The sequence below is a fragment of the Citrobacter sp. L55 genome (assembly GCF_002850715.1).
GTDB classification, from domain to species: Bacteria; Pseudomonadota; Gammaproteobacteria; order Enterobacterales; family Enterobacteriaceae; genus Citrobacter; species Citrobacter braakii.
The window spans coordinates 719855-736561 of the sequence record NZ_KZ559399.1; the positions used below are offsets into that span (position 1 = coordinate 719855).

The 16707-nt window shown below is 51.3% G+C and carries 11 protein-coding genes and 4 pseudogenes; 12 read left to right on the forward strand and 3 right to left on the reverse strand.

Annotated elements, in window-relative coordinates; genetic code table 11:
* Positions 1 to 15: 15 nt before the first annotated feature.
* The 10 genes and pseudogenes from B9P82_RS03630 to B9P82_RS03680 all read left to right on the forward strand — a co-directional run bounded on the left by B9P82_RS03630 (position 16) and on the right by B9P82_RS03680 (position 13679).
* Positions 16 to 498 carry a phage tail protein gene (locus B9P82_RS03630; RefSeq protein WP_101699949.1) on the forward strand — a complete coding sequence of 161 codons (483 nt, stop codon included), beginning with the start codon at positions 16 to 18 and terminating at the stop codon, positions 496 to 498.
* A gap of 62 nt (positions 499 to 560) precedes the next feature.
* Positions 561 to 922: pseudogene (locus tag B9P82_RS03635) on the forward strand (phage tail protein).
* Between the two features lie 247 nt (positions 923 to 1169).
* Entirely contained in the window at positions 1170 to 4472 is a 3303-nt protein-coding gene (locus tag B9P82_RS03645; RefSeq protein WP_101699950.1) for a phage tail tape measure protein, read from the forward strand.
* A complete protein-coding gene (locus B9P82_RS03650) occupies positions 4473 to 4805 on the forward strand; it encodes a phage tail protein (protein WP_086538890.1) in 333 nt (110 codons plus the stop codon).
* Between the two features lie 8 nt (positions 4806 to 4813).
* On the forward strand, positions 4814 to 5509 hold the full coding sequence (locus B9P82_RS03655; protein WP_101699951.1) for a phage minor tail protein L: 696 nt from the start codon (positions 4814 to 4816) through the stop codon (positions 5507 to 5509).
* A gap of 11 nt (positions 5510 to 5520) precedes the next feature.
* Positions 5521 to 6255, forward strand: a complete 735-nt coding sequence (locus B9P82_RS03660; RefSeq protein ID WP_101699952.1) for a C40 family peptidase — start codon at positions 5521 to 5523, stop codon at positions 6253 to 6255.
* Complete coding sequence (locus B9P82_RS03665) at positions 6153 to 6830, forward strand: tail assembly protein (RefSeq protein WP_101699953.1); 678 nt, start codon at positions 6153 to 6155, stop codon at positions 6828 to 6830. Before B9P82_RS03660 ends, B9P82_RS03665 begins: the two co-directional genes overlap by 103 nt.
* Positions 6831 to 6901: 71 nt before the next feature.
* Complete coding sequence (locus B9P82_RS03670; RefSeq protein WP_168188432.1) at positions 6902 to 10282, forward strand: phage attachment tail tip protein J; 3381 nt, start codon at positions 6902 to 6904, stop codon at positions 10280 to 10282.
* A 68-nt stretch (positions 10283 to 10350) separates the two neighbouring features.
* A complete protein-coding gene (locus B9P82_RS03675) occupies positions 10351 to 13098 on the forward strand; it encodes a prophage tail fiber N-terminal domain-containing protein (RefSeq protein WP_101699955.1) in 2748 nt (915 codons plus the stop codon).
* The gene (locus tag B9P82_RS03680) at positions 13098 to 13679 is read left to right on the forward strand and encodes a tail fiber assembly protein (protein WP_101699956.1); all 582 of its coding nucleotides are present in this window, start codon (positions 13098 to 13100) and stop codon (positions 13677 to 13679) included. Before B9P82_RS03675 ends, B9P82_RS03680 begins: the two co-directional genes overlap by 1 nt.
* Here B9P82_RS03680 and B9P82_RS03685 read toward each other — a convergent pair.
* Entirely contained in the window at positions 13651 to 13734 is an 84-nt protein-coding gene (locus B9P82_RS03685; RefSeq protein ID WP_371412078.1) for a tail fiber assembly protein, read from the reverse strand. The genes B9P82_RS03680 and B9P82_RS03685 overlap by 29 nt on opposite strands.
* Positions 13735 to 13794: 60 nt before the next feature.
* On the opposite strand from B9P82_RS03685, the pseudogene B9P82_RS03690 reads away from it, so the two are divergent.
* A pseudogene (locus B9P82_RS03690) lies at positions 13795 to 13924 on the forward strand (helix-turn-helix domain-containing protein); the annotation flags it as partial.
* Between the two features lie 128 nt (positions 13925 to 14052).
* Here B9P82_RS03690 and B9P82_RS03695 read toward each other — a convergent pair.
* Positions 14053 to 14204, reverse strand: a pseudogene (locus B9P82_RS03695) (DinI-like family protein); the annotation flags it as partial.
* A 275-nt stretch (positions 14205 to 14479) separates the two neighbouring features.
* On the opposite strand from B9P82_RS03695, the gene B9P82_RS03700 reads away from it, so the two are divergent.
* Positions 14480 to 16021 (forward strand): EAL domain-containing protein, encoded by a 1542-nt coding sequence (locus tag B9P82_RS03700; RefSeq protein ID WP_246842090.1) that lies wholly within the window; start codon positions 14480 to 14482, stop codon positions 16019 to 16021.
* 114 nt (positions 16022 to 16135) lie between these two features.
* Here B9P82_RS03700 and B9P82_RS28655 read toward each other — a convergent pair.
* Positions 16136 to 16207 (reverse strand): annotated as a pseudogene (locus tag B9P82_RS28655) (SOS response-associated peptidase); the annotation flags it as partial.
* Positions 16208 to 16707 lie beyond the last annotated feature (500 nt).

Consider the following 16707-nt stretch of genomic DNA (forward strand, 5'->3'; position numbering starts at 1 on the left):
TAAGAGAGAATCATTATGGCTGATGAAAATAACACGCCAAAATCATCCCCTGAGTACGCAATGCTTCCTGCCGGGACGGTGGTGAAGTTCGGCGAGGTGGGGGCCGCTGTGACGGCGCTCAAACCCCTGATTAACTGTAAGGCACTGGGCGCGACAGGTCAGACGGGAGGATTTGTCGACTGTACCACCCTGCTGGACAAGAGTAAGCAGTCGGTGTCAGACCTGCCGGAAGGGCCGGAGAAATCGCTGGGATTCATTGACGACCCGGAAAACGAAGATTTCACCGCGTTCCTCAATGCTGCAGAACAGCGTAAGACCGTTCAGTTTTATATTGAGCTGCCGAACAAAAGAACGGCTTCAATGATCCTTGCGCTTTCAGGCTGGCAGATGAACGAAATCACAGCGCCTGCCAGTGAAGTTATCCAGATTACGGTGCAGGGTAAGCAAAACAACATTAAATGGGGGATCGCCGCGCCGGCACCAGATGCCGGAGCGTAATCTGTTTCCCGATATACACCGCCTCCGGGCGGTTTTTTTTCGTCTGAAAAACAGGATACACCATGTCTGAATTTAGCCTCTCCGCACTGAAAAATGCACTGCTCAAAACGAAATCCACGCCTACTGAAACTGAAATTTTAGGCACAAAGGTTTACCTGCGTCGGCTGACGGCGGCTGAGCTTATTGATCATGAAGATGCACTCATCGAGGCGCAGACCTCTGGCAATGCCCGCCTGGCGTCTGAGCTGAGCGTACAGATTGTTATCGACAGCCTGGTTCAGCCTGACGGCTCGCCGATTAAAGCCAAAGACAAACCCACGGCGAAGGAGTTGCTGGCGGCACACGAAACGTTGTGCTTCTGGATGCCATCGACAAAGTGAAAAAGCACGCCATCGGTAAGCTGGAAACCGCCGAAAAAAACTGAGTGACTCGCCCTGGCTGGAGCTGATTTTCTGGCTGTCCGACCGCTGGGGCGAGCCTGACCCGTCAAAAATTGCGGCGCTTCCGGCTGACACGCTTTTCCACTGGCGTGCTTTCTTCCTCAAACAGGGCATTTTCAAAAAGCCTTCGCCAGAAGATTCTGACAATATCCCGCCCCCTGTTAAATCACCCGCGGCTGCGAACCAGAGTCTGGATGCGCAGTGTGCGGCAGTCATTAAGGTATTAATGTAATGGGTGACGTTGCCTCTCTTGCCGTTGGGCTGCATCTGAATGCAGCGAACTTTAAATCGCATCTGATGAGCGCCTACGGCAGCGCTGAGAGTCAGTCACGCCAGTTTAACCGCAATGCCCAGGCTGATGCGAAAAAGACGGAGGATGCCTATAAGCGTGTTTTTGCTTCGGTATCAGGGCTGGCTGGCAGGCTGGCAGGTTTTGCCGGGGCGGGTTTATCGCTGGGCACCATTATTAACACTACGCGGCAGTACAGCCAGTCGCTGTCGGATTTGCAGGCCATCACCGGTGCCACCAGTGCGCAGATGAAACTGTACGATCAGGCAGCGCAGGAAATGGGCCGCACAACGGAATACAGCGCATCGCAGGCTGCCGAGGCCATTAAGCTGATGGCTTCGGCAAAGCCTGAACTGCTGAGTACCTCTGCGGGGCTGACGGCGGCGACCAAAAGCGCGTTAACGCTGGCCCAGGCGGCAGGGACCACGCTTCCGGATGCCACCCGAACGCTGGCGCTGTCGTTAAACCAGTTTGGGGCGGGAGCCAGTGAAGCCGACCGGTATATCAATGTGCTGGCTGCCGGCGCGAAATTTGGTTCGTCGGAGATAGCCGATACTGCTGCTGCTATTAAAAATGGCGGGGTGGCAGCGGCACAGGCTGGCGTCGGTTTTGAAACCCTCAATGCCGCCATACAGGTACTGGCGGAGCGTGAGGTTAAAGGCGGCGAGGCCGGAACCGCGCTGCGTAACGTGATCCTGAATCTGGAGAAGGGAACCGATAAAACCCTGAAGCCTTCTGTTGTCGGGCTGAGTCAGGCACTGGAGAACCTGGCCGGGAAAAACCTGTCAACAAAGCAGGCCGTGAAACTGTTCGGGGTGGAAAACCTCAGCGCGGCATCCATCCTGGTGCAGAACCGCGAGAAGGTGGAGTCGCTGACCGCCGCCCTGACCGGTACACAGACCGCACATGAGCAGGCCGAAATCAGGGTAAATAACCTCAACGGCGATCTTCTCAGCCTTACTTCGGCTTTTGAAGGTCTGATTATTAAGGTGGGACAGAGCGGAAACGGCCCGCTGCGCAGTGGTGTTCAGACCGTTACCGATGCTATTAATGGCCTGACGGATAATTTTAATACGGTCGCCAACGTTGCGCTGTATACGCTGATTCCTGTTCTGGCGACAAAACTGACGGCAGGTATCAGGGGCAACATCGGTGCCTGGGTGGAGCAGCAGCAGGCAGTCAGGGCCAGCGCGATGGCGCAGGCCGATATGGCGCGAAAAACGCTGGAAAGTACCGCCGCCACGCTGGCACAGAATAACGCAGAATTCGGGCGTTATCGGGAAATGGAGAAAAGTGCCAGACAATTTGGCCTTAACGTCAGTTATCAGAGTGAGTTTAACCGCTTAATCCGGCAGGAAACCGAGCAGACACTGCTCTCCACCCAGGCAAAGAGCCAGCTGAATGCTGCCAATAAACAGCTTTCCGTTTCAGCCCGCGCAGCCTCTGCAGCAGTAGGTATGGCCAGAGGGGCGCTGGCACTTGTTGGCGGTCCGGTGGGGGCGGCGATGCTAGCAGGTTCGGCGTTGCTCTATTTCCATAATCAGGCGAAGAATGCCCGTCAGTCAGCGATTGACCTGAAAAATGCTGTTGTTGAAACGAATGAAGAACTAAAAAAACTGTCGCTTAACCAGCTCAACGTGAAACAGCTGGATATTGATGAACAGTTTGAGAATCAGGTTATTCAGCGAAATAAACTGATTAAGGAAATTCAGGATGCGGACAGCCGTATCGATGGATTGAGCGGCTTCGACCCGTTCGGACAGCTTAAAGGCGTACAGAACGATAAAACCCGCTACAAAGGGGATCTGGATGCCGTTGAACAAGGGTTAAAACTCCTCAAGGAACGGCAAAAAATTGTCAAAGAGGCCATAGAGCAGGCTAAATCAGGGAAAACCGATCCCTCGCCGAAGCCGGATAAACCAAGGAATGAAACAGGGAGCGATAAACCCGATACCCCCTGGACCGGGGAAGGCGGGGATACTGGTAAGGGGCAAAAGGCGAAGGTTAACCAGTATGAGCAACTGCGGCGTGAAATCGAAGCGGCGCATGCCTCAAGTCTCGGACGAATCAACCTGCAGGAGCAGGAAAGCGCCAGAAAACTCCTTGAAGCCGCCCGCGCTGACGGGGCCAGCGAGGCTGATATTCAGAAGACGTTGCTACTGAATGCTGAAAATTATCAGAAACAGCGCCTCGAACTGGCAGAACAGTATGCGCCGGCCAGAGCCTCTCTGACGAAAGAGCGCGAAGCGAGCCAGGAGCTGAAGTCGCTCCTGGATGCCCGTCTTCTGCATGAAAAGGAATACCAGACGGCTAGAATCACGCTGGCACAAAGTACAGCCCGCGAACTGTTACAGGCACAGGCTGCGGCAATGTCAGCCCCTCTGATTGATATCGCCGGCACGGTTGATCCGCTGGCAGAACTGCGCAATCAACTGGTCGAGCGTCAGTCTTTGCTGCAGGCTTTTTATCAGAACGATGTTATCAATAAAGAACAGTACGAACTGCTGAAGCAAAAGGCCGACAAGGATTCCGCTGATGCTCAGTACCAGACGGCGGTGGAGCTTTATAAGTCGCAGGGAAACCTGAACAGCCTCGCCATTGGCCTGATGGAAACCACCCAGGAGCGAACCTCCAACATGCTGACCGGGATGCTGAACGGTACACAGACACTCCGGGACGGGATGATTGGGTTATTTTCCTCCCTGACACAGTCGGTGATTAAAAACCTTGTCGATATGGCAGCGCAGGCGCTGATTACTAACACCATTCTGAAATCCATTATGGGTATCGGCGGCAGTCTTTTGGGCGGTGCAGCCACCGCGAGTACCGGCACGGCCATCAGCAGTTTTGGCAGCAGTTTTAGTTTTAATGCGAAAGGCGGTGTTTATGACTCACCTTCATTAAGTGCCTACAGTAACGGCATCTATGACAGCCCGACTCTGTTTGCGTTTGCAAAGGGGGCAGGCGTGTTTGGTGAAGCAGGTCCGGAAGCCATTATGCCCCTTGCTAAAACGCCTGACGGTACGCTGGGCGTCAGGGCGCTGGGTGACCCGGGTTCCTCTGGTGGTGGTATGAATGGGGGGATTGCTTATTCACCTGTGTATCACATTGCCATCCAGAATGACGGACAAAACGGGGAGATAGGGCCGCAGGCATCGCAGATGCTGGTCAAAATGATCGATACGCGCGTCATGAGCATCCTGAGAACTCAGGGCCGCGATGGCGGCATGCTGGCGGGAGGATAAGTGAAAACCTTTCATTGGGTACCCAGGGAGGGGATGCCGTCTTCTGTTTCCCCTTCAGTGACAACCATAAAATTTGGGGATGGCTATGAGCAACGTCGCCCGACCGGACTCAACCATCAGTTAATTAACTTCCAGCCTGTTTTCCGTATAACGTCGGACAATTCCCGCACCGCACTTGAAGCGTTTCTGGTCGAGCACGGGGGATATAAAGCCTTTCTGTGGCGACCGCCAAAATACAACCGCACGATTAAAGTTGTCTGCCGGGAATGGTCTGTTACGGACAACGTCACGTATTCTGATTTCAGCTGTAAATTTGAGCAGGTTATTGCTTAAGGATCCTTATGCAGGATATTCCTCAGAACACCCTCAACGAAACCACGAAAACCGAGCAGTCTGCCCGCATTAATTTGTGGGAAATCGACCTGACGGCCTTTGGTGGCCAGCGTTACTACTTTTCAAATGAACTGAACGAGAAGGGTGAGCCGGTCACCTGGCAGGACAGGAAGTATGACGTTTACCCGATACAGGGAACCGGATTTGATCTGGTAGGGAAAGGGACGTCTTCCCGACCGACGCTGGCGGTGTCGAACCTGTTTGGCATGGTCACGGGACTCGCGGAGGATGTGCAGAGCCTCGTCGGGGCCACGGTGGTAAGGCGCGTGGTATACGCCCGTTTTCTCGATGCGGTGAACTTTTCAGGCGGCAATCCGGAGGCTGATCCGGAACAGGAAGTGGTCAGCCGCTGGGTGATTGAACAACTGTCGGAGCTGAAAGCCACCACGGCGACCTTCGTGCTGGCCACACCGACCGAAACGGACGGTAGCGTGTATCCGTCGCGGATCATGCTGGCTGATGTCTGCAACTGGATCTACCGTTCGCAGGAGTGTGGCTATGTCGGGCCACCTGTGGCGGACGAGTTTGATAAACCCACGACAGACCCTGCAAAAGATGCCTGCAGCAAATGCCGTACCGGCTGCGAGCTGCGTAATAACCTGCCGCGCATCGGCTGTTTCCTCTCCATTAACCGTCTTTCCTGATGGATACACCCATGAAAAAAACACTCCTGGCGCATGCTGCAGCATGCACGCCGGCTGAATCGTGTGGCTGGGTGGTGAACACGCCCGCAGGGGAGCGGTATTTTCCCTGCCAGAATCTTTCCGCTGAACCGACCCTGTATTTCCGCATGGATCCGGCAGATTACCTTCAGGCGCAGGCGGCAGGCGATGTGGTGGCCCTGGTACACAGCCATCCCGATGGCCAGCCGTTTCTCAGCGATGTTGATCGCCGCCTGCAGGTGCAAAGTGGCCTGCCGTGGTGGCTGGTCTGCGATGACCGGGTATACAAATTTCGCTGCATGCCATTCCTCACCGGGCGGGCATTTGAGCACGGGGTAACGGACTGTTACACCCTGTTCCGAGATGCGTACCATCTGGCGGGTATTGAGATGCCGGATTTTGCGCGGGGGGAGGACTGGTGGAAGCAGGGAGAGAATCTGTATCTGGATAATCTGGAGGCGACAGGTTTTTACCGGGTGAATGTTGAAGAGGCACAGCCCGGAGACATTCTGATTTGTTGTTTTGGTTCATCAGTTGCCAACCATGCCGCGATTTACTGCGGCGACGGCGAACTGCTGCACCATATTCCTGACCAGCTCAGTAAACGCGAGAGGTATTCTGAAAAATGGCAACGCCGCACACACTCGATATGGCGACACCGGGCATGGCACGACTCTGCCTTCACGGGGATTTACAACGATTTGGCCGCCGCTTCAGCCTCAGTATAAAAACGGGGGCCGAGGCCATTTACGCGCTGGCCATACAGGTTCCGGGCTTCCGGCAGAAAATGAATGATGGCTGGTATCAGATACGCATCGCCGGTCAGGATGTGGATGAAACCAGCGTGTCAGCCCGTCTGCATGAACCGCTGCCGGACGGGGCCATTATTCATATTGTCCCGCGTATGGCAGGGGCAAAATCCGGTGGCCTGTTTCAGGTCGTGCTGGGTGCTGTGGCAATAGGCGCGTCCTTTTTTACGGCAGGCGCTTCAATGGCAGCCTGGGGGGCTGCGTTATCTGCCGGTGGTATTTCGATATCCTCAGTTCTGTTTTCTATGGGTGCAGCCATGATGCTGGGTGGTGTGGCGCAGATGCTGACGCCGCAGGCAAAAATCCCCTCGTCCCGGCAGACCGATAACGGCAAACAGAACACTTATTTTTCGTCACTGGACAACATGGTGGCGCAGGGGAATGCCCTGCCGGTGTTGTACGGTGAAATGCTGGTCGGCTCCCGCACGATCTCCCAGGAAATAAGCACACGGGATGAGGGCGGCGGCGGGCAGGTGGTGATCATCGGTCGATGATTTACTGCAGCATATTTATATTAAAACAGAACCGCCTTCGGGTGGTTTTGTCGTTTCAGAGGGAACAGATTATGGGTAAGGGTGGTGGCAGCAGTAAAACGCCGCATGAGGCTCCTGACGACCTGAAATCCAGCCAGATGCTGACCGTTGTTGATGCCATCTGCGAGGGGCCGATTGAAGGTCCGGTGGACGGGCTGAAAAGTGTCAGAATTAACAAAACGCCGGTCCTCGACAGCGACGGTAATGCGATGGTTCACGGTGTCACCGTGGTTTACCGCGTGGGGGAGGATGAGCAGACCGCGATGGAGGGGTTCGAAGACTCCGGTGCTGAAACCCTGCTGGGTGTGGAGGTGAAGAAGTCAGAGCCGGTGACCCGCACCATTACCGCTAAAACGGTGGACCGTCTGCGTTTTACCTTTGGTGTGCAGTCTCTGGTCAGTACCAGTACCAAAGGCGACCGCAACCCGACCAGCGTACAGATGCTGATCCAGTTTCGCCGGGACGGGCTGTGGCGAACGGAACGGGATATCACCATTACAGGTAAAACAACCACGCAGTTTCTGGCATCTGTGGTGATCGATGATTTGCCGCCCCGGCCGTTTGAAGTTCGCATGCAACGTATCACTGATGACAGTACGACAGACCTGCTGCAGAACAAAACGGTGTGGTCGGGCTATACCGAAATCATTGATGTAAAACAACGCTATCCGAATACCGCCGTTATCGGGGTAAAAGTGGACGCGGAGCAGTTTGGCAGCCAACAGGTCACGCGAAACTATCTCCTGCGCGGGCGTATCGTACAGGTGCCGTCGAATTATGATCCGGTAAAACGGATGTATTCCGGGCTGTGGGACGGGACGTTTAAACCCGCCTGGACAGATAATCCGGCTTGGTGTGTGCTGGATATGCTGACCCACCCGCGCTATGGCATGGGAAGCCGCATCGGTGTTGCCGATGTGGACAAGTGGGCGCTGTATGCCATTGCACATTACTGCGATCAGCTTGTTCCTGACGGTTTTGGCGGGACAGAGCCGCGTATTACCTGCAATGCGTATCTGACGGACCAGCGTAAAGCGTGGGACGTGCTGGGGGATTTCTGTTCCCTGATGCGCTGCATGCCGGTCTGGAACGGCAATACCCTGACCTTTGTGCAGGACCGGCCCGCCGATAAAGTCTGGACCTACACACAGAGTAATGTGGTGATGCCCGCTGACGGTGCGCCGTTCGTCTACAGCTTCAGCGCACAGAAAGAGCGCCACAATGCCGCCGAGGTGCGCTACACCGACCCGAACAACGGCTGGGAAACGTCAACCGAACTGGTGGAAAATGACGCTGCCATACGGCGCTACGGTCGCAACGTCCTGAAGATGGATGCATTCGCCTGTACCAGCCGTGGGCAGGCACACCGTGCCGGACTGTGGGCCATCACCACCGAATTGCTGGAAACGCAGACGGTGGATTTCTCCGTGGGAGCCGAAGGACTGCGACATGTTCCCGGCGATATCATTGAGGTCTGCGACAGTGATTATGCCGGCGTGACCGTGGGCGGACGCGTTCTGTCGGTCGACAGTCTGTCCCGTACGCTCACCCTGGACCGCGAGGTGGAAATTCCGCCAGGCGGCAATGTAGTGCTGAACCTGGTGGGTAGCGATGGCCAGCCTGTTACCGTCGCGGTCACCGCACATCCGGCCCCGGACCGCGTGACCGTCGGCCAGTTACCCGATGGCGTGGCGGCGTACAGCGTGTGGGGGCTGAAACTGCCGGACCTGCGCCAGCGCCTGTTTCGCTGCGTGGCCATACGGGAGAATGATGACGGCACGTATGCCATCACCGCCGTGCAGCATGTTCCGGAGAAAGAGAGCATCGTGGACAACGGGGCGAAGTTTGACCCGTTGCCCGGCACAGGTATTACGAACACACCGCCCGCCGTGCAGCATCTCACCACGGAGATTCTGGCAGAGGACGGGCAGTATCAGACGCGGGCGCGCTGGGACACGCCGCGCGTGGTGAAAGGCGTTAACTTCTTCCTGCGCCTGACGGTGAAAGCGGAAGATAACAGCGCCCGCCTGGCCAGCAGCCTGACCCTGACCGAAACGGAGCACACCTTCCGCAACCTGGCGCCGGGGCGCTACACCCTGACGGTACGGGCGGTGAACCCCCAGGGCCAGCAGGGTGAGCCTGCCAGCACAGATTTCAGTATCGCCGCGCCGGCTGTACCGTCTTATGTTGAGCTGATTCCCGGCTATTTCCAGATAACCGCCACCCCGCGTCAGGCGGTATATGACCCCACGGTGCAGTATGAATTCTGGTTTACGGATACGCAGATAACCGATATCCGCCAGGTGGAAAGCGATGCGCGTTATCTCGGCACGGCGCTGTACTGGATTGCGGCAAACGCGAGTATCAAACCAGGTAAAGACTATTACTTCTATATCCGGGCCGTGAACCAGATCGGGAAATCGGCGTTCGTGGAGGCTAAAGGCCAGGCCAGCAACGATGCGGCGGGCTATCTGGACTTCTTCAAAGGGGAAATCACCGAAAGCCACCTCGGCAAAGAACTGCTGGAGAAGGTGGAACTGACAGAAGACAACGCCAGCCGGCTGGATCAGTTTTCGAAAGAGTGGCAGGACGCGAACGGCAAGTGGAATGCCATGTGGGGCGTGAAGATTGAACAGACCGAAGACGGGAAGCACTATGTGGCTGGTCTGGGCCTGAGCATGGAGGATACGGAAGAAGGTAAACTGAGCCAGTTCCTTGTGGCGGCTGACCGTATCGCGTTTATCAACCCGGCGAACGGCAATGAAACTCCGATGTTTGTGGCGCAGGGCAACCAGATATTTATGAACGAGGTGTTCCTCAAATATCTGACGGCCCCGAGCATCACCAGTGGCGGGAACCCGCCGACCTTTATGCTGACGCCTGACGGCAGGCTGACTGCCCGTAATGCGGATATCAGCGGTAATATCAGCGCGAATTCCGGCACCCTCAATAATGTGACGATAGCGGAAAACTGCACCATTAACGGGACAATGCGGGCAGAGAATATTGTCGGCGATATCGTTAAAGCCGTGGGGCGAGCTTTCCCCGGAAGCGCTAATTACCCGAATGGAACCCTCACGGTTGAGATACAGGATGACCACCATTTTGACAGGCAGATAATCATTCCCCCCATCACCTTTGCAGGAGGAAAGGCAAAATCAGAGACAAGCAACGAGATATGGACAGACTGTGGGCTTGTGGTGAAGCACAACGGCAGAGAGATATACAACTCAGAACCCGCGATTACAGCGAGATCATTCAGCAGGGTTCTTGATATGCCAGCCGGAGGTGGAAATGTGACGCTGAGCTTCACGGTTTCATCCAGGGGGTATGGCGGCGGGGCCTGGGCTGATATCAGCAACCTGCTGGTCATGGTGGTGAAGAAGAACAGCACGGGTATCAGCATTTACTGATACCTGAATCCAGAAACGAGCGCCTGAATGGGCGCTTTTTTATTGCTGAAAACAAGAGGTAATGACATATGTCAGTACAAATTTCTGGCGTATTAAAAGACGGGGCGGGGAAACCGGTACAGGGTTGCACTATTCAGCTTAATGCGAAGAAAACCAGCCCGACCGTTGTTGTGGAGGTGATTTCATCCACTGTTACAGACGCGAACGGCCACTACAGCATTGAGGCTGAACCGGGTTATTACAGTGTGTCACTGATGCGGGAAGGGGTTCCGCCCTCTGTGGCTGGCGACATTTACGTGGCCCCGACTGATGCGCCGGATACCCTGAATGCGTTTCTCGATGCACCAAAAGATGCAGATCTGCGCCCGGAGGTGATGAAACGCTTTGAAGAAATGGTAAACCGTGTAGTGGATTTGAGCGGTGCAACAGAAAAGGATCGGGAACGCGCCGAACAGGCTGCACAGTCAGCGGAACAAAGTAAGGATTCGGCAGCCCTTTCTGCAACGGCTGCAGCAGAGTCACAGAAGCAGGCAGCACGCTCTGCAGATGCTGCTGATGTGTCTGCCCGCTCTGCTGATGATAATGCCCGACAGACCGCGCAGGACGTTCTGGCCTGTGCAGCGGATGCGGACAGTGCGGCAAAGTCTGCACAGACAGCGACGGAGCAGGCCGGACAGGCAAAAATCGCCGCCGATACGGTACAGAAAGCGCAGGAGGAAGCGGGAGTTTCGGCACAGTCAGCAGCAGGAAGTGCCGGAAGTGCTGCTGCAGCAGCACAAACAGCGGGTGAACATGCCGGTAATGCAGCCGTATCTGAAACCTCAGCGCGTGAAAGCGCCCTTACGGCCACGCAGGCGGCAGAACAGGGTGATAACAGCGCGGCAGCTGCAGTGCTAAGTGAACAGCATGCCAGGGAGTACAGCGAAAAGGCTGCTAAATCAGAGGCTGCGGCATCAGCCAGTGCAGAATCGGCATCTTCCAGTGATGCATCAGCCCTGCAGTCAGCCGAAAAGGCTGAGAAACAGAAAAATGCAGCCGCTGAGAGTGTCACCCGTGCAGAACAGGCCAGAGATGAGGCGCTGACTTCCCGGAACGAGGCAGTGGAGGCCGCTGAAACAGCGGCGACAGACGCTGCGGAGAAAGCCGCAGGCAAGGTTTCGGAGCAACTGAAAGCTGCTGTAGCTGATGATACTCAGCGCGCCGAAGCCGCAATGGCTGGCGCTGAAAGCGCGGCAGTAGCCTCACAGGGATACCGTGATGAAGCGAGGGATATTGTTGAAAGTCTGAAGCTGGGAGACGCCAGCACCACGCAGAAAGGGCTTGTGCAGTTAAGCAGCGATGACGACAGCGACAGTGAAGCCTATGCAGCGACACCGAAAGCCGTTAAAAAAGTCAAAGACCTGGCAAACCAGAAGGCCCCACTGGACAGTCCGGATCTGACAGGGACTCCAACTGCCCCCACACCGCCATTAAGTGTCAGTAACAAACAGATTGCGAATACCGAATACGTTCAGGCTGCGGTTGCTGCATTAGTTGGCTCATCCCCTGAAGCTCTGGATACGCTGGCTGAGTTAGCGCAGGCATTAGGAAATGATCCTAACTTTGCAACCACGATGCTCAATGCGTTAGCGGGTAAACAGCCGCTAAATGAAATACTGACGTCGCTGTCCGGGCTGTCTACCTCCGGAAGTAAATTGCCATTTTTTAGCAGTAAAAATACGTTGATGTTGACGGATCTGACGACGACCGGGCGTGGGTTGATTGCTAAAAACTCAATAAATGAAATTATCACATACCTTGGTTTGGTAGAAACGATAAATTTAGCAGCTGGCGCGGTGCCTTCAACGCGCAGAGTAAACGAAAAAGCGCTTACAGATGATATTTACATCACCTCACAGGATATTTTTAACGGGCAAGTCTTGATGATTGGTGCAGACCAAAATCTGGACAATTTCCAGACGCCGGGGCTGTATGCTCAGGATATGAATGTTAATACCAGTACGGCACTGAATTACCCGGAGAATAATGCAGGTTCTCTGATGGTACTGAGAAGCGCCGGAGTGACACAGATTTACCGCGTGTACAATTCATCCCGCAGTTATACACGTAGCAAGCATTCAACGCAGGCATGGACTCCCTGGGTGCCTGATGATTCTTTTCCGGTCGGCGCACCTATTCCCTGGCCGTCTGATACAACTCCTCAAGGGTATGCTTTAATGCAGGGGCAACCTTTCGATAAAGCAGCCTATCCATTGCTTGCGATTGCGTATCCATCGGGTGTTATCCCGGATATGCGAGGCCAGGCGATTAAGGGTAAACCGAACGGTCGTGCGGCACTCTCGTATGAACAGGATGGAGTTATATCGCATACCCACGGAGCCAGCGCATCCAGTACGGATTTGGGAACTAAAACCACATCATCGTTTGATTACGGCACTAAGACTTCAAACACTACCGGTGACCATAACCACAACAGAGGTACTATGGAAATTACTGGTACTCTCGGTTACTTCAGAAGTGATAATAGTAGCTTCTATACAGCAAGTGGAGCATTTACACTTGGTGGCTCTACAGCGGCTAAAAGTTTTACAGGTTCTAATTTTACTTATGGTGTTCCTGTAAACTTTAACGCTTCCAGAACCTGGTCTGGCGTCACAAACACTACTGGTAACCATGCGCACTCTGTTGCAATTGGCACTCATGCACACTCCATTGCTATTGGTTCACACGGACACTCCGTCACTGTTAACGCTACTGGTAACGCGGAAAACACTGTCAAAAATATTGCGTTTAACTATATTGTGAGGCTTGCCTGATGACTTTTGAAATGACCGGAGAAAACCGGACTATTACTCTCTACAACCTTCGTGCAGATACAAATGAATATATTGGGAAATGTGAAGGGTGTATCCCTGCTAATACCGGATTACCTGCTTACAGTACCAATATTTCTCCGCCGCCAGCAAAGGCCGGTTTTGTCGCTGTATTTAATCTTAAGTCAGAAAAATGGTCACTGGTTGAGGACCATCGCGGGAAAATTGTCTACGACATTCAAACCGGGAAAGCTACCACGATTGACCAGTTAGATAAGTTACCTGACGATGTTGTTTCCGTCGCGCCGGAAGGCCATTTTGTTAAGTGGGATGGAGCACAGTGGGTCCACGATACCGATGCGGAAAATCAACATCTTCTGATGCTGGCCGAACAGGAAAAAATAAATCTTCTGGCGGTCGCAACATCCGCTATAGCCCCCTTACAGGATGCTGTTGATCTGGACATGGCAACGAAGGTTGAAACCACACTTTTACTGGAGTGGAAGAAATACCGTGTCTTGCTTAACCGGGTAGATACCTCAAATCCTGAATGGCCTACTCAACCGAATATTCAGGCCAGTTAATATCAGGGGCGGAACACAAATCGATGCGACGTAACTCAGTACGATAGCTTCGCAACGCCGCCAGTTCTGTTTCCTCGCTGGCTGATATATCGACGTCTTTTGTGCAAGAGGACTAAAGTTAACCGCAGAAGAGTGGGCGCAGGCTGGAATGTTGATTGCTGCAGGTGAGTCAAGAAAACGTGTGGCTATAATTTATGATGTAGGGGGGGGCGACGCTATACAAAAAATTTCCTCCGCGGTGTTGAGAAGACGCCACCGCGTCGTCGTATGCAAGAACGGGCGGCGGCGAACTGGCGAACGTTCGATAGTGCGAGTATTGAATGATTGCCAGTCACGGCGGATTGTACTTTAGCAATATGACGGTTCAAGGCGTTTAATCTGAAACCAGCCACAATCAGCCTCTTCAAACATTTCCTGAACAGTACAGCTAATCTGTTCCTTCCCATACTTGCTGGCGTCAATGTTGAGCGCCGACAGTGTCATGATCGGTTTTACCCGAACACCAGCATCGGGGGAAGAACGCTCCCTCATCATACTCAGTCTCCTTGAATGCTATCATGTTCACGATGTTTGTACATGTAGGGAGACATGTACTTGATTGAGATGGAGACATAAATCTCACTTATATAGTTTTGTACTATAGTATGATGTTGGTTTCTAATGGAAAGTATAAAGAAACAACTATTGTTGCCGATAATCTATTTTAATTGTATGTTCAACATTGTAAATTGATAGTGGAATGTATGTTGTCACAAAGGGTTAAGATATATTAAGAGGTTTGTGTGATAAAGAACTACAAATTGACTAAACTTAAGCCCTATGTGATATCAATCACATTTTCATTTTTGCTGTTTTTGTCGTTAACTGAGATTTCTACTTATTATATATATAAGGAGCGTATCGGTTCATATACAGAACGAGTATTGAATAGAAGTGTTAGTCTCATTCAACAGATTGATGAAATAAATGATGGTTATGAGATGTTTGATGCTTATAGTCCCTGTAGTGAACTACAGCTTCATGCTGTAAGAATCGCTCTATGGCCTTATGCACTTATAAAGGATATATCATTTATTTCTAATGGGGCAATTACTTGTACTGCGTTGTGGGGCAAGTTGCCAGCACCATTATTACTCAACATATACGATAGAAAAGTTGAAAAGGATAACTTGACGTGGTTTTTTGGCGTGTTGTTGGAAAATAATGTTAAAGCTGATTTACTAAGCAACCAAAAATTAGCTATAACGATTTCACCATTTGCTTTTAACAGATTTGCTACAGACCATGAAGAGAAAGGATTTTCAGCAATTGTCGGCAATAGAGATCATTCTCTTCATTTGTTTAGGTTTGGTGATCTGGTCGATCTGCTTGAGGAGGCTAAACATGATAAATCCTATCAGTTAGGACTTATTACTACACAAAGTTGTAATGGAAAACATGACATCTGTGTCATGGGAGGAGTGAAATTCCCGTGGGTGAGTTTCGATAATTGGTTAATGATATTGTTGATTGCATTTACATCTATTGTAACAGGTGTTCTTTTAGGTGTTGTTTATAATCAAAAGGTTGCACGCAAACAATCATTAGTATCAAGATTAAAAAATGCCATAAGAAATGAATCATTATATCTTGTATATCAACCTATTTATAAAATAAAAACCGGTAAGGTTATTGGTGTAGAGGCACTTATTAGATGGGATGACCATGATATTGGTAGCATTGCTCCTGATATTTTTATCCCTATTGCAGAGAGATATAATTTAATTCAAGATGTAAGTAATCTTGTATTTCGAATGGTAGTAAAAGAAGCTAGGTCTCTTTCTGAAAAATTTAATGTCTTTATAAGCATTAATGTTAGTTCTCAAGATCTTTTGTCTGAATCTTTTCAAAGAAAAGTGTTTCAGATGATCGATGAATTAAATATAAAGCCCGGAATGATAATGATGGAATTAACAGAAAGACAGAGTGCGGATCTAAATTCACTCCAAAAGGTAATTTCTTTATTTAATGATAAAGGTATTTCAATAGCCATTGATGATTTCGGGACGGGCTATTCAAATTTAAACTGGCTGTCAAGTTTACAAATAGATGAAATTAAAATTGATAAATCAATTACAGACTCTATCGATGAATACTCTATAAGTAATAATTTATTATCAGGATTGGTAGAGATTTTTAAAGATATAACTCATAAGGTCGTATTCGAAGGTGTGGAAACATCAACTCAGGTTAATTATTTAACTGAAATGTTCCCTGAGTGCGGTGTACAGGGATGGTATTACTCAAAGCCGTTATCTATAGATAAATTGACAAAATTAGTCGAGGATGCCAATTTGCCTTAATAGTTATTACTTTATTTTCATTGTTTTCACATTCTATATAACACGCGTAACCGCGAGCTATATAAATTTAACTGCAGAAGGATTTTGATATCTTGCCGCATTCAATCAGCTAGTTGGTTCAAAATTGTATGGAATGTCGCGTTCACCTTCTTCAGCGAGCAGGGCAAGATAGTCCTCTTGTGTCATTGACTATGAAAAGCGTCCACACATAGAAACCTCCAGCCATATGTCAGACTAAAAGTATTGGGCAGTAAGAAAAAGTGGTGCGCACCGTTAAAGATTTAAACGGAGCTTGTAAAATAAATCGGAATGATTTCTTTGTGAATTGATGAATTCCGAAAGTGAAGGGGGCCTTAATCATTGTGTTCGAGAGCGATTAAGAGACAACATTTGACGGACTTTTTCCCAGTGATTCCCCGAAGCTTCCCCTTTCAGAAAACAGACATAAAAAAACCAGCCGTAACAGGCTGGTTATTAAAGGATTTTTGGTCGGCACGAGAGAATTTGAACCTCCGACCCCCGACACCCCATGATGGCGAGTTACCGCTTAAGGGCTGCTATGTGCCAGAAGCGGACTTTGATTATTTTACTAATGCTATTGATTCAAAATGTGATGGAATTTAAATTAAAATGTAATGTTACTGGTATGATAAGAGATAGTGGTACTTTGAGAACCTATTTTAGGT